14 protein-coding genes, 2 tRNA genes and 1 pseudogene are annotated in these 17120 nt (G+C 69.5%); 13 read left to right on the top strand and 4 right to left on the bottom strand.

From position 1 onward, the window contains the following. Positions 1 to 117: 117 nt before the first annotated feature. The 4 genes and pseudogenes from OG494_RS28110 (at position 118) to OG494_RS28095 (ending at position 4659) form a co-directional block, all read left to right on the top strand. Positions 118 to 1155, top strand: a complete 1038-nt coding sequence (locus OG494_RS28110) for a 3-isopropylmalate dehydrogenase (protein WP_328443687.1) — start codon at positions 118 to 120, stop codon at positions 1153 to 1155. A gap of 236 nt (positions 1156 to 1391) precedes the next feature. Beyond that, positions 1392 to 1517, top strand: a pseudogene (locus OG494_RS48455) (Lrp/AsnC family transcriptional regulator); the annotation flags it as partial. 734 nt (positions 1518 to 2251) lie between these two features. Then, positions 2252 to 3883 (top strand): citramalate synthase, encoded by a 1632-nt coding sequence (gene cimA / locus OG494_RS28100; protein ID WP_328443685.1) that lies wholly within the window; start codon positions 2252 to 2254, stop codon positions 3881 to 3883. A 5-nt stretch (positions 3884 to 3888) separates the two neighbouring features. Continuing rightward, on the top strand, positions 3889 to 4659 hold the full coding sequence (locus OG494_RS28095; protein ID WP_328443683.1) for a fumarylacetoacetate hydrolase family protein: 771 nt from the start codon (positions 3889 to 3891) through the stop codon (positions 4657 to 4659). A 66-nt stretch (positions 4660 to 4725) separates the two neighbouring features. Here OG494_RS28095 and OG494_RS28090 read toward each other — a convergent pair whose 3' ends face one another. Further along, positions 4726 to 5973 carry an FAD-dependent oxidoreductase gene (locus OG494_RS28090; protein WP_328443681.1) on the bottom strand — a complete coding sequence of 416 codons (1248 nt, stop codon included), beginning with the start codon at positions 5971 to 5973 and terminating at the stop codon, positions 4726 to 4728. Between the two features lie 95 nt (positions 5974 to 6068). On the opposite strand from OG494_RS28090, the gene gltX reads away from it, so the two are divergent. From gltX to OG494_RS28070, 4 genes are all read left to right on the top strand, one after another. Then, positions 6069 to 7547: a glutamate--tRNA ligase gene (gene gltX / locus OG494_RS28085; RefSeq protein ID WP_328443679.1), complete on the top strand. Its 1479-nt coding sequence runs from the start codon at positions 6069 to 6071 to the stop codon at positions 7545 to 7547. Positions 7548 to 7749: 202 nt separating this feature from the next. Further along, a complete protein-coding gene (locus tag OG494_RS28080; protein WP_328459047.1) occupies positions 7750 to 8484 on the top strand; it encodes an HAD family hydrolase in 735 nt (244 codons plus the stop codon). Positions 8485 to 8534: 50 nt separating this feature from the next. After that, a tRNA-Gln gene (locus OG494_RS28075) sits at positions 8535 to 8606 on the top strand. A 101-nt stretch (positions 8607 to 8707) separates the two neighbouring features. After that, positions 8708 to 8783, top strand: a tRNA-Glu gene (locus tag OG494_RS28070). A gap of 491 nt (positions 8784 to 9274) precedes the next feature. Here OG494_RS28070 and OG494_RS28065 read toward each other — a convergent pair. Continuing rightward, a complete protein-coding gene (locus OG494_RS28065; RefSeq protein WP_442874504.1) occupies positions 9275 to 10405 on the bottom strand; it encodes a PP2C family protein-serine/threonine phosphatase in 1131 nt (376 codons plus the stop codon). A 230-nt stretch (positions 10406 to 10635) separates the two neighbouring features. Continuing rightward, on the bottom strand, positions 10636 to 11064 hold the full coding sequence (locus OG494_RS28060) for a hypothetical protein (RefSeq protein WP_328443675.1): 429 nt from the start codon (positions 11062 to 11064) through the stop codon (positions 10636 to 10638). 809 nt (positions 11065 to 11873) lie between these two features. On the opposite strand from OG494_RS28060, the gene OG494_RS28055 reads away from it, so the two are divergent. From OG494_RS28055 to OG494_RS28035, 5 genes are all read left to right on the top strand, one after another. After that, a complete protein-coding gene (locus tag OG494_RS28055; RefSeq protein WP_328443673.1) occupies positions 11874 to 12221 on the top strand; it encodes a helix-turn-helix domain-containing protein in 348 nt (115 codons plus the stop codon). 483 nt (positions 12222 to 12704) lie between these two features. Beyond that, the gene (locus tag OG494_RS28050) at positions 12705 to 12914 is read left to right on the top strand and encodes a DUF2945 domain-containing protein (RefSeq protein WP_328443671.1); all 210 of its coding nucleotides are present in this window, start codon (positions 12705 to 12707) and stop codon (positions 12912 to 12914) included. A 36-nt stretch (positions 12915 to 12950) separates the two neighbouring features. Next, the gene (locus OG494_RS28045; RefSeq protein WP_247054254.1) at positions 12951 to 13430 is read left to right on the top strand and encodes a pyridoxamine 5'-phosphate oxidase family protein; all 480 of its coding nucleotides are present in this window, start codon (positions 12951 to 12953) and stop codon (positions 13428 to 13430) included. Positions 13431 to 13822: 392 nt separating this feature from the next. Then, positions 13823 to 14578: an HU family DNA-binding protein gene (locus tag OG494_RS28040; RefSeq protein ID WP_328443667.1), complete on the top strand. Its 756-nt coding sequence runs from the start codon at positions 13823 to 13825 to the stop codon at positions 14576 to 14578. A 493-nt stretch (positions 14579 to 15071) separates the two neighbouring features. After that, positions 15072 to 16244, top strand: coding sequence for an Ig-like domain-containing protein (locus OG494_RS28035; protein WP_442874503.1), 1173 nt, complete (start codon positions 15072 to 15074; stop codon positions 16242 to 16244). Between the two features lie 112 nt (positions 16245 to 16356). Here OG494_RS28035 and OG494_RS28030 read toward each other — a convergent pair whose 3' ends face one another. Then, positions 16357 to 17112, bottom strand: coding sequence for an SDR family NAD(P)-dependent oxidoreductase (locus OG494_RS28030; protein ID WP_328443665.1), 756 nt, complete (start codon positions 17110 to 17112; stop codon positions 16357 to 16359). Positions 17113 to 17120 lie beyond the last annotated feature (8 nt).

Genomic DNA, 17120 nt, shown 5'->3' with positions numbered 1-17120 from the left:
GCATAAGGGTGGTGCGGCTACGGCCATTTGTCTACGGCCGGTAACCTTCCGGCTGCTGGCGTTTTGTTGCGGTGGGCCATCGGTGCGTCCGGTGGCCTGGTCGACGGAGGTGTGTGGATGCGGCTCGCGGTGATCCCAGGAGACGGGATCGGGCCCGAGGTGGTCGCCGAGGCGTTGAAGGTGCTCGGTGAAGTGGCACCTACGGCGGAGATCACGAACTACGACCTCGGCGCCGCGCGATGGCACGCGACCGGTGAGCTGCTCCCGGAGTCGGTGCTGGGCGAGCTTCGCCAGCACGACGCCATCCTGCTGGGCGCGGTCGGCGATCCGACGGTGCCGAGCGGAATCCTGGAGCGCGGCCTGTTGCTGCGTCTGCGGTTCGAAATGGACCACCACGTCAACCTGCGCCCGGCGCGGCTGTACCCGGGTGTCCGGGGACCGCTGGCCGACGCCGGTGACGTCGACATGGTCGTCGTGCGCGAAGGCACCGAAGGCCCGTACGCGGGTACCGGCGGCCTGATCCGCAAGGACACCGAGCACGAGATCGCGACGGAGGTCAGCGTCAACACGGCGTTCGGCGTGCGTCGTGTGGTCGCGGACGCGTTCAACCGCGCCGAGGCGCGGCCGCGCAAGCACCTGACGCTCGTGCACAAGACCAACGTGCTCTCGTTCGCCGGGTCGCTGTGGTCGCGGATCGTCGAAGAGGTCTCGCTGGAGCACCCGGAGGTGACGGTCGCCTACTCGCACGTGGACGCGGCGACGATCCACCTGGTGACCGACCCGTCCCGGTTCGACGTCATCGTGACGGACAACCTGTTCGGCGACATCATCACCGACCTCGCGGCCGCGGTGACGGGCGGCATCGGCCTCGCGGCGAGCGGCAACCTGGACATGACCCGCCGCAACCCGAGCATGTTCGAGCCGGTCCACGGTTCGGCCCCGGACATCGCGGGCCAGGGCCTGGCCGACCCGACGGCCGCGGTGCTGTCGGTGGCGCTGCTGCTGGACCACCTGGGCCAGAAGGAAGCGGCGCGGCGCATCGAGGCTTCGGTGGCTTTTGACCTGGCCACGCGGGACCAGGCGTCGCCGGGTGCCACGACGGCGATCGGTGACCGGCTGGCGGCGCTCGTGTCGTCGAACGTGCGTACCGGCTGAGAACGCTTTCTGCTCTTGGAGGAGCCCCGCACCCTGGTGGTGCGGGGCTTTTTCGTGCCTGGGGATGTCCCTTTCGCGCGCTGGTGGCGGGGGCGGGCCGGTGGTGCGGGTTTGATGGCGAACGGGCCGGTCGTGGTGTGCTCGGCGGCGCGAGCGGGCCGGTGGTGCTCAGACGATGGTGAACGGACCGCTGGCGCTGATCTGGTCCGCCCCGCGCCTGGGGAGTGCGGCCGCCTCGGGGCGCCAGTCAGGCGTGCCTTGACCGCCTGGCCGACGCGGGATCCCAGCCAGAGCTCGACCTGGCGGCGACGGGTTACGGCCTCACGGCGTTCGAGACCGCCCAGGGCCGCCGAGCGGACGTCGACGATCGCGCTCTGGACGCGAGTCCGCCCCTGCTGGAACGCACGGCCCGCAGCCTGACCCGGGCAAAGGCGTGAATGGCACATTGAGGGACTCAGAGTCCCTCAATGTGCCATTCACGGCTTGTCGTGACTGCGCCGCCCCAGCCGCCCCGCCGCCGTGCTGCTCGCGTTTCGTGGTGGTGCAGGCAAGTCCGTGAAGGCCTCCTTGAGGGACTCTACGTCTCTCAAGGAGGCCTTCACGGACTTGCGACGAGTGGTGGGCGAGGGGTGAGCGTCGCGCTTGTCGGTTACGGGGGTCGGGTGGCGCTTTGCCGAGCGCTGTACGACGTCGAAGCCGTCTGTGCGCACGATCGCGTCCCGCCAGGCTTCGTAGACCGCCTCGCGGCGGACGATGTGTGTGGGGTGCCCGGTGACGATGTCGTGGTGGTGCCGCGAATGGGTCGTCGGTGTGGGTTCGGTCGCGAACGGTCCGTTCGTGCGGTGCTCGGCGTCGCGGACGACCCGAGCGTGGCACTGGCCGGCCCGGTTGTGTCCCGGATGGTGGGAGCTTGGCCCAGGTTGTGGACTTCCGTCGAAAGCCTGTGGCATGATGCGACCATGACCAGCTTCGCGATCATTATCATCGAGCGCGCCGGACGATAGCTCCACAAGAGCTCCCGGCGCGCAACCTCTCGCACCCTGCGGGAGGTTTTTTTGTTGCCTGAAACAGCCCCACCGCATCGAGGAGACCGACCGTGACCCGCACGGAGCCCGCCGATACCCCCCTCGGCGATGCCTTCCACCTCTACGACACGACCCTGCGCGACGGTGCGCAGCGTGAGGGCATCTCCTACTCCGTCCAGGACAAGCTGGCCGTCGCGCGGCTGCTGGACGAACTGGGCGTCGGGTTCATCGAAGGCGGCTGGCCGGGCGCGCTGCCCAAGGACACGGAGTTCTTCGCCCGTGCCGCGAAAGGCGAGCTGACGCTGAAGCACGCGGCGCTCGTCGCGTTCGGCGCGACCCGCAAGGCCGGCACCACCGCCGACGCCGATCCGCAGGTGCGCGCGCTGCTCGACAGCGAAGCTCCGGTCATCACGCTCGTCGCGAAGTCCGATCTGCGCCACATCGAACGTGCCCTGCGCGTCGACGTCGACGAGGCCTGCGCGATGGTCCGGGACACCGTCGGATTCCTCGTGAGGGAGGGGCGCCGCGTTTTCCTTGACGCCGAGCACTTCTTCGACGGCTACGCGTATTCCCCCGAAACCTCACTGAGGGTCCTCGACGCCGCCGGGCACGCGGGGGCCGACGTCCTCGTGCTCTGCGACACCAACGGCGGCCAGCTGCCGCTGGGCCTCGCCGAGACCGTCGGGACCGTCAAGGACAAGACCGGGTTCCGGCTCGGGATCCATTGTCAGGACGACACTTCCTGCGCCGTGGCGAACTCCGTCGCCGCGGTGCAGGCCGGCGTGACGCACGTCCAGTGCACCGCCAACGGTTACGGGGAGCGGGCCGGCAACGCCGACCTCTTCGCCGTGACGGGAAACCTGGTGACCAAGCTCGGCATGGACGTCCTCCCGACCGGAGGCGCCGCCGAACTCACCCGGGTCTCCCATGCCCTTGCCGAAATCGCCAACCTCGCCCCCTACTCCCACCAGGCTTACGTAGGGGCGTCGGCTTTCGCTCACAAGGCGGGACTGCACGCGAGCGCGATCAAGGTGGATCCGTTGTTGTACAACCACATCGATCCGTCTTCTGTCGGCAATGACATGCGGGTACTGGTCACCGAGATGGCCGGCAGGGCCAGCCTCGAGCTCAAGGGACGTGAGCTCGGGGTCGACCTTGCCGGCCGGCCCGAAGCGCTGACGAGCGCCATCACGAAGGTCAAGCGCCTCGAAGCCGAGGGCTGGTCCTTCGAAGCCGCCGACGCCTCCCTGGAACTCCTGCTGCGCCAGGAGGCCGACGTCCCGGCCGAGGCGCCGTTCGAGCTCGAGTCCTACCGCGTGGTGCTCGACCACCGCGCCGACGCCGAGGTCGTCTCCGAGGCGACGGTCAAGGTGCACGTCGGCGGGCAGCGCGTCATCGCCACCGCCGAGGGCATCGGCCCGGTCCACGCCCTCGACGCCGCGCTGCGCAAGGCCCTGAGCCCGCACCTGTCCTGGTTGGACAGTGTGGACCTGGCCGACTACAAGGTCCGGATCCTGCAGGGCCACCCCGGCACCGACGCCGTCACGCGCGTGCTCGTCGAAAGCACCGACGGCGAACGCGAATGGACCACGGTCGGGGTGCACGGGAACATCGTCGAGGCCAGCTGGCTGGCCCTCTGCGACGCGCTGGTCCACAAGAGCACCACCGTAACGCCGGGCACGGGCGGGGCGCACGTAGACTGATCGGTGTGCGCCTAGCCCGTATTGCTCATCCCGGTGGAGTCGCGTTCGCTTCGGTCGAAGGGGACGGTGACGACGCCCAGGTCCTGGAGATCGCCGAGCACCCGTTCGGCCAGCCCAACTTCACCGGCAAGCGGTGGCCGCTGGCCGACGTCCGGCTGCTCGCGCCGATCCTGCCGTCCAAGGTGATCGCCGTCGGCCGCAACTACGCCAAGCACGCGGCCGAGTTCGGCAACGAGGTGCCCAGCGCCCCGATGCTGTTCATCAAGCCGTCGACGTCGGTCATCGGCCCGAACGCCGCCATCCGCCGCCCGTCCGGCGTCGGCCGCGTCGACTTCGAGGGCGAGCTGGCCATCGTGATCGGCCAGCCGGTGAAGAACGTGCCGGCCGCGCGCGCCGCGAGCGCCATCCTCGGTTACACCGTGGCCAACGACGTCAGCGCCCGCGACCTGCAGAAGTCCGACGGCCAGTGGGGCCGCGCCAAGGGCTACGACTCGTTCTGCCCGCTCGGGCCGTGGATCGAGACGTCGCTCGACGCGTCCGACCTGGCGCTGCGGTCCGAGGTCGACGGCGAGCTCAAGCAGGACGCCCGCACCTCCGACCTGGTGCACAAGATCCCCGAGCTGGTCGAGTTCGTCTCCGGCGTGATGACGCTCCTGCCCGGCGACGTCATCCTCACCGGCACCCCCGAGGGCGTCGGCCCGATCGAGAGCGGCCAGAGCGTCTCGATCACCATCGAGGGCATCGGCACCCTGACCAACCCGGTCGAAAGCAGCTGAAGTCCGTGAATGGCCCATCGAGGGACTCTGAGTCCCTCGATGGGCCATTCACGGCTTTCCGGGGGACTACCGCCGTACCGGCTCCATCGGGCGCCGGGCGTAGGCCGGGGCGTGCTCGGGGCGCAGGCCCAGGCCCAGCAGCCGGGCCGGGACGTACGACAGCCGCGGGAACCTCGCGAACAGCTTGATCATCGGTGCCGGCGGGCCGTTGCGCTTGCCCGCCATGACCTGCCGGACCACGGTCCGGTGCAGCAGCCGTTGCAGCCCCTGCACCAGCAACGTCGGCAGCAGCCGCCGCGAACGGACCTTCGCCAGGTCCGCCGGCGAAACCCGGCCGCGCCGCAGCGGCTCGGCCAGCAGCGTCGCCGCCGCGACCGCGTCCTGCACCGCCAGGTTGATGCCGACGCCGCCGATCGGCGACATCGCGTGCGCCGCGTCGCCGATGCAGAGCAGGCCGTCGACGTGCCACCGCCGCAGCAGGTTGAGCCGCACGTCGAGGAACTTCACGTCGTCCATGGTCTGCAGCTCGTGCACCCGGCCGGCGAACTCGGGGCAGATCCGCGCGACGTTCTCGCGGAACGCCTCGATGCCCTGCTGCCGCAGGTCGTCGCCCTTCGGGCCGAGGTAGGCGACCTGGAAGAAGCCGGGCCGGGGGAGCGGGACGGCGAAGCGCCGGTCGCGCATCTTCGGCAGCAGCACGCCGTCGACGTCGCCCTCCGCGCGGGTGAGCCGGAACCACCAGACGTCGAACGGGCAGTCGTACTCGCGCGGCACGAGACCGGCCTCGCGGCGGGCCACCGACCACCGGCCGTCGGCGGCGATCACCAGGTCGGAGCGGATTTCGCCGGTCTCCCCGGCCGCCGTGCGGTAGGTGACGCCGACGACCCGGCCCTGCTCGCGGACCAGCCCGGTGCACTCGGTCTCCATCCGCTGGACGAACGTCGGCTCCTTGCGCGCGCTCTCGGCGAGCAGGTCGAGGAAGTCCCACTGCGGCACCATCGCGATGTACGGGTGGGGGACCTTCAGCCGGGTGAAGTCGGCCAGTTTCATCACCTCGCCGTTCTCCTGCGGGAAGCCCGCCGACGACAGCTCACTGTGCGGCAGCGCGTCGAACTTCTCGCCGAGCCCCAGCTCGTCCAGCAGGGTCAGGGTCGACGGGTGGACGGTGTCGCCGCGGAAGTCCCGCAGGAAGTCGGCGTGCTTCTCCAGCACCGTCACCTCGACGCCGGCCCGGGCCAGCAGCAGCCCCGTGACCACTCCGGCCGGCCCGCCACCGATGACGACGCAGCCCGTGCGCTCGGTCATCTCCACCATCTCCCCATCTATTCATCGTGTGTTGAATAAGATGAGGGTGCACCCGCCCTGGTCCGTGCGTCAAGCGATGTGGCGACGGATACGCTGATCGGGCTATGAGTGAGACATCGGTGGTTCGCGCGCGCTTCTGTCCTTCGCCGACCGGCACCCCGCACGTCGGGTTGATCCGCACGGCGTTGTTCAACTGGGCCTTCGCCCGGCACAACCAGGGCAAGCTGGTGTTCCGGATCGAGGACACCGACGCCGCGCGCGACTCGCAGGAGTCGTACGAGCAGCTGCTCGACGGGCTGCGCTGGCTCGGCATCGACTGGGACGAGGGCCCCGAGGCCGGCGGCGAGTACGGGCCGTACCGCCAGAGCGAGCGTCGCGCGATCTACGCCGACGTCGCCGCGAAGCTCCTCGAAGCGGGGGAGCTGTACGAGGCGTTCTCGACCAACGACGAGGTCGAGGCCCGGCGCAAGGCCGCGGGCCTGGACCCGAAGCTGGGCTACGACAACTTCGACCGCGAACTCACCGACGAGCAGCGCGCCGCCTACCGCGCCGAAGGCCGCGCGCCCGTGCTGCGGCTGCGCATGCCGGACGCCGACCTCGGCTGGACCGACCTCGTGCGCGGCGACATCACCTTCCCGGCGAACACGATCCCGGACCCGGTGCTGGTGCGGGCCAACGGCGAGCCGCTCTACACCCTGACCAACCCGGTCGACGACGCGCTGATGAAGATCACGCACGTGCTGCGCGGTGAGGACCTGCTGCCCTCGACGCCGCGGCAGATCGCGCTGTACGCGGCGCTGGAGCGCGTCGGCGTGGCGGAGTTCACGCCGCAGTTCGGCCATTTGCCCTACGTCATGGGCGAGGGCAACAAGAAACTGTCCAAACGCGACCCTTCGTCGAATCTCTTCAACTACCGCGACCGCGGTTTCATCCGCGAGGGCCTGCTGAACTACCTGGCCCTGCTCGGCTGGTCCATCGCCGACGACCGTGACGTGTTCTCGGTCGAGGAGCTGGTCGCGGCCTTCGACGTCACGAAGGTCAGCGCCAACCCGGCGCGCTTCGACGTCAAGAAGGCCGAAGCCATCAACGGCCAGCACGTCCGGGCGTTGCCGGCGGCCGAATTCGTGAGCCGGGTGACGCCTTACCTCGTCACGGCGGGCGTCCTGCCGGACGCGCCCAGCGAGGCGCAGCTCACGCGGTTGAGTGCGATCGCGCCGCTGGTGCAGGAGCGCGTCACGGTCCTTTCGGACGCGCCTCCCATGGTGCGCTTCCTGTTCACCGGCGAAGAGACGTTCGCGCCGGAGGAGGACGCGGCGGCGAAGAACCTCGGCGAAGCCGCGCAGCCGGTGCTCGAAGCCGCGCTCTCGGCGCTCGAGGCGTTGCCGTCCTGGGAGACCGCGGCCATCGAGCAGGCGCTGAAAGACGCGCTTGTGGACGGTCTGGGTCTCAAGCCCCGCAAGGCTTTCGCGCCCGTCCGGGTCGCCATCACGGGGCGGACCGTTTCCCCGCCGCTGTACGAATCGATGGAGCTGCTCGGCCGCGACGTCTCATTGGGACGCCTGCGCCGCGCAATGGTCGGATAACCGAAAGAAGACGGTTCGCCAACTGGGAGTAGAGCGACTGCGCCGGAACAGGCGAGTGGCAATCACCTCTTTGGCAGCGTCGCGAACGCTGCCGTTGCCCTAGCCTCACTGGGTGGATTTCGCTTTGGCACCCCGGACCCCGTCGCGAACCGCCCCCGCCGAGGCGGCGCCCGAGCCCTGGGTACCGCCGGAGCTGCGGCTGGTGTGCCTGGACATCGACGACACCCTGATCGACTGCACCGCCGCGATCCGCCGCAGCCTCCACATCCTCACCGGCCGGGGTGATCTCTGGCCGTTGTGGGACCTGATCACCGAAGAGCACGTCGCGCTCGTCGTCGCCGGCGAGCTCGACTACGCGACGATGCACGAGCGCCGCACCGACTGTTTCCTGGCGGAGCTCGGCATCCTCGCCGACACCGAGCAGGTGCTCTCGTTCGAGCGGCGGCGCCGGGAACTGCTCGACACGTCGTGGCAGCTGTTCGACGACGTCCTCGAGTGCCTGGAGTGGCTGCGCGCCGCCGGTCTCGTGCTGGCCGCGGTGACGAACGCGTCAGGTGTCCACCAGCGCAAGAAAATCGCCGATCTCGGCCTGGCGCCGTTCTTCGATCACGTAGCCATCGCGGGGGAGCTGGGCGTGGCGAAACCCGACCCGGTGATGTTCCACACGGTCTGCCTCGGCCTGGGCTGCGCACCCGCCCAGGCCGTGCACGTCGGCGACAAACTCGACACGGACGCGATCGGCGCCCGCGACGCCGGCCTCGGTGCGGTCTGGCTCGACCGCGACGGCATCGGCGAGCGCGCCCCCGAGGGCGTCCACACGGTCGCCGGTCTCGCCGAGCTTCCTGAGCTGCTGGTTTCGGAGTACGCGACGATCGGCGTACCCGCCCAGCGTCGCAGTGACACCCCCGCGTTCACCGTCCGGAACGGCGTGCTCTAGTATTTCTTCTCGTGCGGTGCTGAACCGACCAGGTCGGCAAGGTACCTCACTGGGGTATGGTGTAATTGGCAGCACGACTGGTTCTGGTCCAGTTAGTCTAGGTTCGAGTCCTGGTACCCCAGCTGCGGAGAGTGACCCCCCTGCAGAGCGAGAAATCGCCTCTGGTAAGTTCTCTCCAGCAAGAAAAACAGAAAAGCCCCTGGGAAACCAGGGAAGTTCCTAAGCCCCCGTCGTCTAGCGGCCTAGGACGCCGGCCTCTCACGCCGGTAGCGTGGGTTCGAATCCCATCGGGGGTACCAGCAGTATCCACCCGAACGCAGTTGACCACGGTCAGCTGCGTTTTTTGGTTTGTGGATGTCGTCGCGCCGGAGATTCCTTCCGCCGTCTTCGGGAACTGATCAACGGTGGTTCGACCGTGATCGTCGAAGCGGATCGACGCCGGCACGCCGGACCCAGGTGTCGCTCGATTGTTCTTGCACCACCGGCAGAGGTAGCAGGCCGCGCCCGTGGCTCTTGTGTCGCCGGTCCCGCGCCTATCGCAGCGGGGACGACTCGTCCGCGAAGGACGTACTCGCGTGTGGTCCGGGAATGGCTCTCGAGCGTGTCATCGTCGCGGCGGCGGTCTGTGACGGTCCGGATTCACGTCGGGAAGTCCGGCTGGACCGCACGCTCAGCCGGGCCGCTCGCACACTTTGCGGCCCAAGCGATCGCGAACGTGGATCGGATCCGCTGGTTTCTCGGCGATGGCAGGTGTTTCGTCGCGATCCCGTCGCCGGCGTGGGCGAGTGGGTCAGCGATTCGCGTCGGCCGCGGATCGGCGGATGGCCAGGAGCACGGTGTCGTCCGCGTAGATGACGACGTCGTGCATCCGGGCGACGACCTCGCTCGGCAGGACCCTCGCCGGCCGGTCGGCGTGCGTGCGAGCGGCCTCCAGCAGGCGGGCCTGGCCCTCGTCGATGTCTTTGCGGGATTCGACCAGACCGTCGGTGTAGAGCAGCAACGTGGCTCCCGGCGCCAAGCCCAGTTCGACCAGGCCGGGACTGCCGGGGTCCGGGAAGCCGACACCGCGGCCGACGACCGGAGGGCGGAGGAACCGCGTGTCGCCCGAGGCGTCGACGAGGACGGGCTCGGGATGGCCGCCGTTGGCGAGCTGGGTGGCGCCGGTGCCGGGGTGGATCCGGGCCAGCAGCACGGTCGCCATGAGGTCGGGCGCGATCGGGGCGAGGGTGCGGGACGCGTGGGCGATCAGGTCCGGGAACGGGTGGCCTTCGAGGGCGAGGGTGCGGATGGCGTGGGTGACGGTGAGAGCGTCCCTGGTCGAGGCGACGCCGTGGCCGACGGCGTCGACCAGGGTCACGTGCAGACAGCCGTCGGGCAGGACGAACCAGTCGTAGAGGTCGCCGCCGGTGGGGGAGTCCGGTTCGGTCGGGGAGTAGCAGACGCCCAGCTCCAGCCCCGGAACGGCCGGCGGCCGGGGCCGCAGGGCGTCTTCCAGTTCCTGGAAGATCCGGGCGTGGGCGTGGCGGAGCTGTTCGTCGCGTTGCTCGAGTTCGACGTACATCGCGAGCACGCCGCTGTTGGTGTCGGCCAGCTCGTCCCGCAGCTCCTGCTGTTGCCGGGCGAGCGTGTCCGCGCGGTCGGTCAGGGCCAGCATCTCCTGCCGGCTCGCCCGGTCGTCGTCGGCGGGCACCGGGACCGGCTGGTCGCCGAGCGGGAATTGCCACGCGATGGGTTCCGGCACCCGGACGGTGATGGTGAGCACGCCATCGGCCGCGGTGGCTTCGAGGGCGACCGTTCCGCCGATGTCGAGAACGGGTTCGGCGAGGAGGGTGATCTCCAGCACGAGCCGGGCCCGGTCTTCGACGGGGATCCCGGCTTCCGCGCACGCGGTGCGGACACGTCGGCGCAGCGCAGCGATGATTCCGGCCTGCTCGGCGTCGGGTACCGCGGGTGTCCCGTCCGGAGCCGGTTCCGCGCGAGACAGATCCACAACTTCAACTGTGGCATCCTGCTGCCGGATCGGCAGAACGGTCAACGCGACCCGGTCCGGGCCGGCGGGGTCCACGACACCGACGTCACCGTCGTCGCACCCGACTCCGGTCCGCGCGGCGGGCCACAGCGCGTCCCGCGCCGACGGCCGCCGGTTTCCCTTCACGCTTCCGGCGGCGGAGTACTCGGCGGGCCGGCTTCGTGGCCGGCGCGGCCCCGAGTGCGCCGGGCGTCCTTCATCTGCTGTTCCTGCAGGTGACGGCGCCCTCCGGTGAACTCGGCCAGCAGTGACCGCTCCAGATCGCGGCACGTGCGGTAGTAGCCGTCGTCGTAGTCCTCGACGACCTGGAACGTCCACCGGTCGGGGAGCACGTTGAGGCCGATCAGCTCCTCGCGGATCCGCTCCGCCCACGCTGTGTGCCCGGCCTTCTCGAGCCGCTCCACCGCGTCGCCGAAGATGAGGTCCGCCCAGCCCGTCTGCTGGTGGAACGCGTAGAGGTGCCCCCGCGCGCGTTCGATCGTCTCGAGCGCCTCGGTCACCTTGCCCACGGCGTCGAGGGTGGCGTCATCGGGTACGGAGTTGTCGGCCATCGCCCCGGGTTTCCCCGGAAGCCGCCGCCGGAAACGCGAAGTCCTTCCGCCGTGGCGGAACGCCCCACCAGGGAGGACTCCCGCGGCTGATCCGGCAGGACCGTGGTGGTGCCGTGCCCGGACTCGCCCTCCTCGTCACCCGTTCGGCTGGCTCCAGAAAATCTATGCCGACTGGAGTAGACATTCAGCGGCGGGCGTGTGTAGTGTTCTGCTCATACCGAGAAAGACAACGTCAAGCAGGCGCGGGAGATGACGTAACTACCCGCGAGGTGAGACAAGGCGGTCAGGCAGCACGGAGCCGATCACGGAACAAGGTTTCGGCTGGTGACCGTGCGGGCGACGGATGTACGCCCGCTGAAGATCAGTAGTAGTCGTTGTGCAAGTCAGTAGTAGTCAGTAGTGCAAGTGCAGTACCGGTCAGGTGGCCGGAGCCGATCGGTGAACGGGGCTCCGGGCAGTGACCAGCGGCGTCAAGCGTGCTGGGACCGATCAGTGGAAGGGTTCCCGTCGTTGACGTCCGCAGCAGGTGAAGTGGCAGTACCCAGCAAGAGGAAAACCCAGGAGAGAAGGGAACGGAACCATCATTGGATCGCCCGCAGCGGCCAGGTAGTGCCGCGCGGGTGCCGCAGTCCCATCGAGTTCGGAGGTGGTGCTCGGTCACGAGTAAGCGATCCCCGCACGATCCGGCTTCACGCCGGACGCGGGTGCAGGAAGCCGGCGGTCGCGTCGGTTGACAATGGTGAAACCCAACCCTTGAGGACCCCGGGTGCCGCAGTGGCACCCGGGGTCCTTTGTGATGTGGAGGCAGAGTGATTCCTGACCAACCAGGACCCGGCACGCCCAGCGGAGCCGACAAGTTCGAAGATGACCACTACCCCGCGTACACGATGGGCCGGGCCGCCGAGATGCTCGGCACCACGCAAGGTTTCCTGCGCAGTCTGGGCGAGGCCGGCTTGATCACCCCGCAGCGGTCCGCCGGCGGGCACCGCCGTTACTCCCGGCACCAGCTGCGCCTGGCCGCCCGGGTGCGGGAGATGGTCGATCAGGGCACCGCCATCGACGCCGCGTGCCGCATCGTCACCCTCGAAGACCAGCTCCACGAAGCCCAGCAGCACAACATGGGCCGGCGTGACGCCGAAAGCAGCTCAGCGGACTGAGGGGAAGCGGCAGCAGTACCACGTGTCCCGCACGAGGGAACGCGCCGCTACCTGTCCGATCCGATGACCACGGGAACAGCGGGTCCGGACCGCCGATGATCGACGCCCGGGTGATTCGTGCCGTCGCCGACGGGCTCGGCGCACCTTCGCGGTGCCACGGCGGCCGGCCGGTCAGGGCAGCGCGCTGGACGGCCTCGACCCGTCGGCCCGGCGAAGCGCCGACCGGTTGAGGGTGGCCCTCGGTGCCGACGCCACGAACCTCCCGCCCGCGCGCGCATCCGGCCCGTGACCACGAGAACCTCGCCGGACCGGCTCGGCGATCGGCTTCGCCGCGACGCCGCCGGGATCGCACCGGCTGAGCGCCGCCGCGGAATCAGAGCGACACGAGCCGTGCCGCAGCCCTGCTCGCTTTCTTCCCGGTGCGGCGGCGGGTGCCGAGGCACGGTGGAGGAGTAAACCGGCCGAAAACGGGAAATCCCGAGCATGGCCGACGACTTCGAAAAGGGCGATCGGGTCCGCTGGGACGCGGGGAACGAGAGTTCCACGGGCACGATCGAGGAGGAGATCACGTCGCGCACCCATGCGGGCGGCCGAGTCGTCGACGCCTCGCCGGACGCGCCCCAGTTCCTGGTCCGGAGCGAAAAGACCGGGCGCACCGCCGTACACCGGCCGGACGCCATTCACCCGGCCTGACACCGAAACGCGACACCGTCGAGAGAGCGAGCGGACATGAGTGCCGAAGACAACCAGATCGTCACCGATATCGCGAAAAAGGTCGGTACGGCGATGATCACCACCCACCAGGCCGACGGCAAGCTGGTGAGCCGGCCGATGACCGGTCAGCGGGTGGAGTTCGACGGGTCGGCGTGGTTCTTCGTCGCGAGGAGCGCCGACATGGTGGCCGAGGTCGCCCGCGACAGCCGGGTCAACGTCGGTTACGCCGGTTCCGGTTCGTGGCTGTCGCTCAGCGGCGCCGCGTCCGTGGTGGACGACGTCGCCCGGAAGAAGGCTCTGTGGAACGAGTTCGTCGAGGCCTGGTTCCCGGGTGGACCGGAAGACGCGGATGTGGTGCTGCTCAAGGTGGACGCGCAGTCGGCGGAGTACTGGACGACCCCCGGCGGCAAACCGCGGGCGCTGTTCGAGATGGCCAAGGCGCGGGTCACCGGGTCGGCCCCCGACCCCGGCACCAACGAAACCGTCGATCTGTAGGGGAGTCCGCCCGGGCAGGCCGCTCCCGCCTGGGATGCCATCCCGGGACAGTGGATCCTGCCCGGTCTCGATTTCGGCGTGACCGTCTTTCTTGCTGGAACAGCAGCTCTGCGTCCCGAACGTCGACGCGCGGCGCGGCGGGTACCGAGTATCGGAGTTCATCGGCTGCGACTGGCCGACCGTCCAGGACCTTGCTCCTGTTCGTCGCCGGGTGGCCGGGACTAGAACAAATGATCGACTTTGCGATGTCCTATATGGACGTATCGCTGGCTCTCTGCGGTGCGACGCAACAAAGTCCGCCGTCACGGGGTTTGGAGATTCGGGCGTTCTGGTAATACTCTGTGTGACGTCGGCCAGTACGGGCCTGACGAGTTCCACTTTGGAGGACTGGAATGACGAACAAGGCCCAGCTGATCGATGCGCTGTCGGAGCGCTTGGGTGACGACAAGAAGGTGGCTGCGCAGGCCGTTGACGGTCTGGTGGACATCATCATCCGGACGGTCAACAAGGGCGAGAAGGTCAACATCACCGGCTTCGGTGTCTTCGAGAAGCGCGCCCGCGCCGCTCGCACCGCGCGCAACCCGCGCACCGGTGAGGCCGTGAAGGTCAAGAAGACCAACGTTCCCGCGTTCCGTGCCGGCACCACCTTCAAGGACGTCATCTCCGGCACGAAGAAGCTGGCCAAGGCCGCGCCGGTGAAGCGCGCCACCGCGGCTTCCACGACGACTCGTGCGGCCGTGGCGAAGGCGTCGGCCCCGGCGAAGGCCACCAGCACGCGGGCCACCACGCCCCGCGCGGCCGCGGCCAAGCCGGCCACCGCCCGCGCGACCGCCACTCGTACGCGCGCCACCGCGGCGAAGCCGGCCGCCAAGGCCACTGCCGCCAAGGCCACCGCGACCAAGGCCACCGCGACCAAGGCCACCGCGACCAAGGCCACCGCGACCAAGGCCACCGCCACCAAGGCGGCCCCGAAGACCGCGGCCGCCAAGGCCCCGGCCAAGGCCACCGCGGCCAAGGCGACCACCACCACGCGGGCGAAGGCCGCGGCCAAGCCGGCCGCCGCCAAGCCGGCCGCCGCCAAGACCGCCGCCGCGAAGAAGCCCGCCGCCAAGGCTCCGGCCAAGCGCACGTCGGCTGCCAAGAAGTGAAGTAGCTTCTGACGAAGGGCCTCGCACCTGCTGGTGCGAGGCCCTTTCGCATGTCCCGGGGCCTGAGCCCGAACCAGCGGCCACGGCGAATGCAGTGCGCGCTTCGGGCAATGGTCACGACAGTCCGTCGTGTGGCGCCAGTTCGGTGACTTCGGCGTAGCCCCGGTCCAACAACCCCTGTCTGGAGCGCGGCGAAGTCTCGTCAGGCCGGCGCCCGCCCGGACTCCTCAGGGCGTCGAGTGCAATCTGGGCCTGGCGGAGCTGGTCGCCGGGATCGGTGCGGTTTCACAGCGGTCGGCGACTTCCACGGCGTGGCCGGTCTGGCCGGTCGAGCCATTCTCCGGCGATGCGTTCCAGGCAGGCACATTGCGGGGTGAGGGCCGACGGCAACTCGTCCGCGAACGACCGGATCGTGACGCAACTTTGCGTCGGGTCGAACGTCTGATGGACCGTGAGAGCGATTCGCATCGCCGGGCTCGGCCTGGCGGCCCTGCTGTTGGCCGCGTGTAGTGGACAGAACGAGACCGGGGGGACCGCACAAGCGGTCGGAGCGGCCGGAGTGGCCGGGACGGCGACGGCGCCCGGGGTGCCGGCCGCGACGGTGGCGTTCGGCGGCGGGGACCAGCTGAGCCCCAAGGACCCGATCGTGGTCAAGGCGTCGGGTGGCACGTTGCAGGCGGTCACGGTCACGAACCCGCAGACCGGCAACGCCGTCAAGGGTGACCTCTCGCCGGACAAGACGACCTGGACCAGCGCGGACAACCTGCGGTACGGGGCCACGTACCAAGCGGTCGCCACCGCGGTGAACCCGGCGGGTGCGGCGAGCGAGCAGCGCGGGGAAGTGCACACGCTCAAGCCGGCCGGAGTCGCTACCGCCTCGCTCTTCCAGCCGGCGTCGGGTGACATCGGCGTCGGCCTGATCATCGGGCTGAAGTTCGACCACGACATCACCGACAAGGCCACGGTGGAGAAGTCCTTCAAGGTGACGTCCTCGCCCGCCCAGGGCGGCGGCTGGTACTGGGTGAGCAAGCGCGAGGTGCACTTCCGGCCCCAGGAGTACTGGAAGGCCGGCTCGACGGTGAAGCTCGAGACGACGACCTTCGGCCTGCCGATCGGGGGCGGGGTGTACGGCGGCCAGGACGTCTCGGCCACCTACAAGGTGCACGACTCCTGGGTCGCCAAGGCGGACGGCAAGACGCACCAGATGAAGGCGTTCCACAACGGGCAGCTGGTGAAGACCGCGCCGATCAGCATGGGCAAGACCGTCGACACCCCGCCGCGGGGTCCGACGCCGACGTTCAACGGCACGCACACCGTGCTGTCGAAAGTGGACCACACGATCATGGACTCCTGCAGCTACGGCGTGTGCGAGGGCGACCCCGGCTACTACAAGGCGCCGGAGAACTGGGACGTGCGGATCTCCAACGACGGCGAGTACCTGCACGAGAACCTGAAGACGGTCGGGGTGCAGGGCAGCGACAACGTCTCCAACGGCTGCCTCAACATGAACACCGAGAACGCCAAGTGGTTCTTCGACAACTTCAACGCCGGCGACGTCGTCGAGATCACCAACTCGGGTGGCCCGCAGCTGTCGATCGACAACGGCCACGGCGACTGGGCGATCGGCTGGAGCGCCTGGCAGGCCGGCAGCGCCCTGCGCGGCTGAGTCCCGCCGTCGGACCGACGAGCTGAAGGACACCTTCGGCACCGCGACGGCCGCAGGCAGCGTGGGCCGGGTCGGCGGGCCCGGGGGATGGCCGGGCCCGCCGAGCCGGGGGTCACACCAAGGACGCCGACAGGCCGCCGTCCAGGACGTAGTGGCTGCCCGTGATCCAGGTCGCCCGGTCCGACGCCAGGAACGCCGCCACCTCCGCGATGTCCTGCGGGGTGCCGAGGCGGCCCTGCTTCGCGGCTACGAGGTCGCCGAAGGGGACCTGGGTCGCCGCCTCGAAGTCGGGGACCAGGCGCTCCACCATGGCCGTGTCGGCGAAACCCGGGCAGACCGCGTTGACGCGGATGCCCGCCGGGCGCATCTCGACCGCGGCGACGCGGGTGAGCTGGATGACCGCCGCCTTCGTCGCGCAGTAGGAACCCAGCAGCGGGCTGCCGCCGATGCCGGCGATCGACGAGATGTTGACGATGTTGCCCTTGGACTCGACCAGGTGCGGGGTCGCCGCCTTCATCGCGACGAACGTGCCGCGCACGTTGACCGCGAAGATCTTGTCGAAGCTCTCCGTGGACTGCTGCAGCAGCGGCGACGAGACCTCGATCCCGGCGTTGTTGACCAGGACGTCGAGGCCGCCGAGCAGGTCGACCGCCTGCTGGATCGCCGCCTGGACCTGGGCTTCGTCGGTGACGTCGCAGTTGGCGACGCCGGCCGCGCCGATCTCGTCGGCCGTCTGCTTGGCCGAGTCGGCGTTGAGGTCGCTGACCACGACCTTGGCGCCGCGTTCGATGAACAGCGTCGCGATGGCCTTGCCGATCCCGGCGCCGGACCCGGTGACGAAGACGCGCTTTCCCTCAAGCTCGGACATTCTCGTTC

It is taken from the genome of Amycolatopsis sp. NBC_00438 (assembly GCF_036026695.1).
Lineage (GTDB): Bacteria > Actinomycetota > Actinomycetes > Mycobacteriales > Pseudonocardiaceae > Amycolatopsis.
Note: the sequence above shows the minus strand (reverse complement) of the source record. Positions and strands in the feature narration are given on the sequence as shown.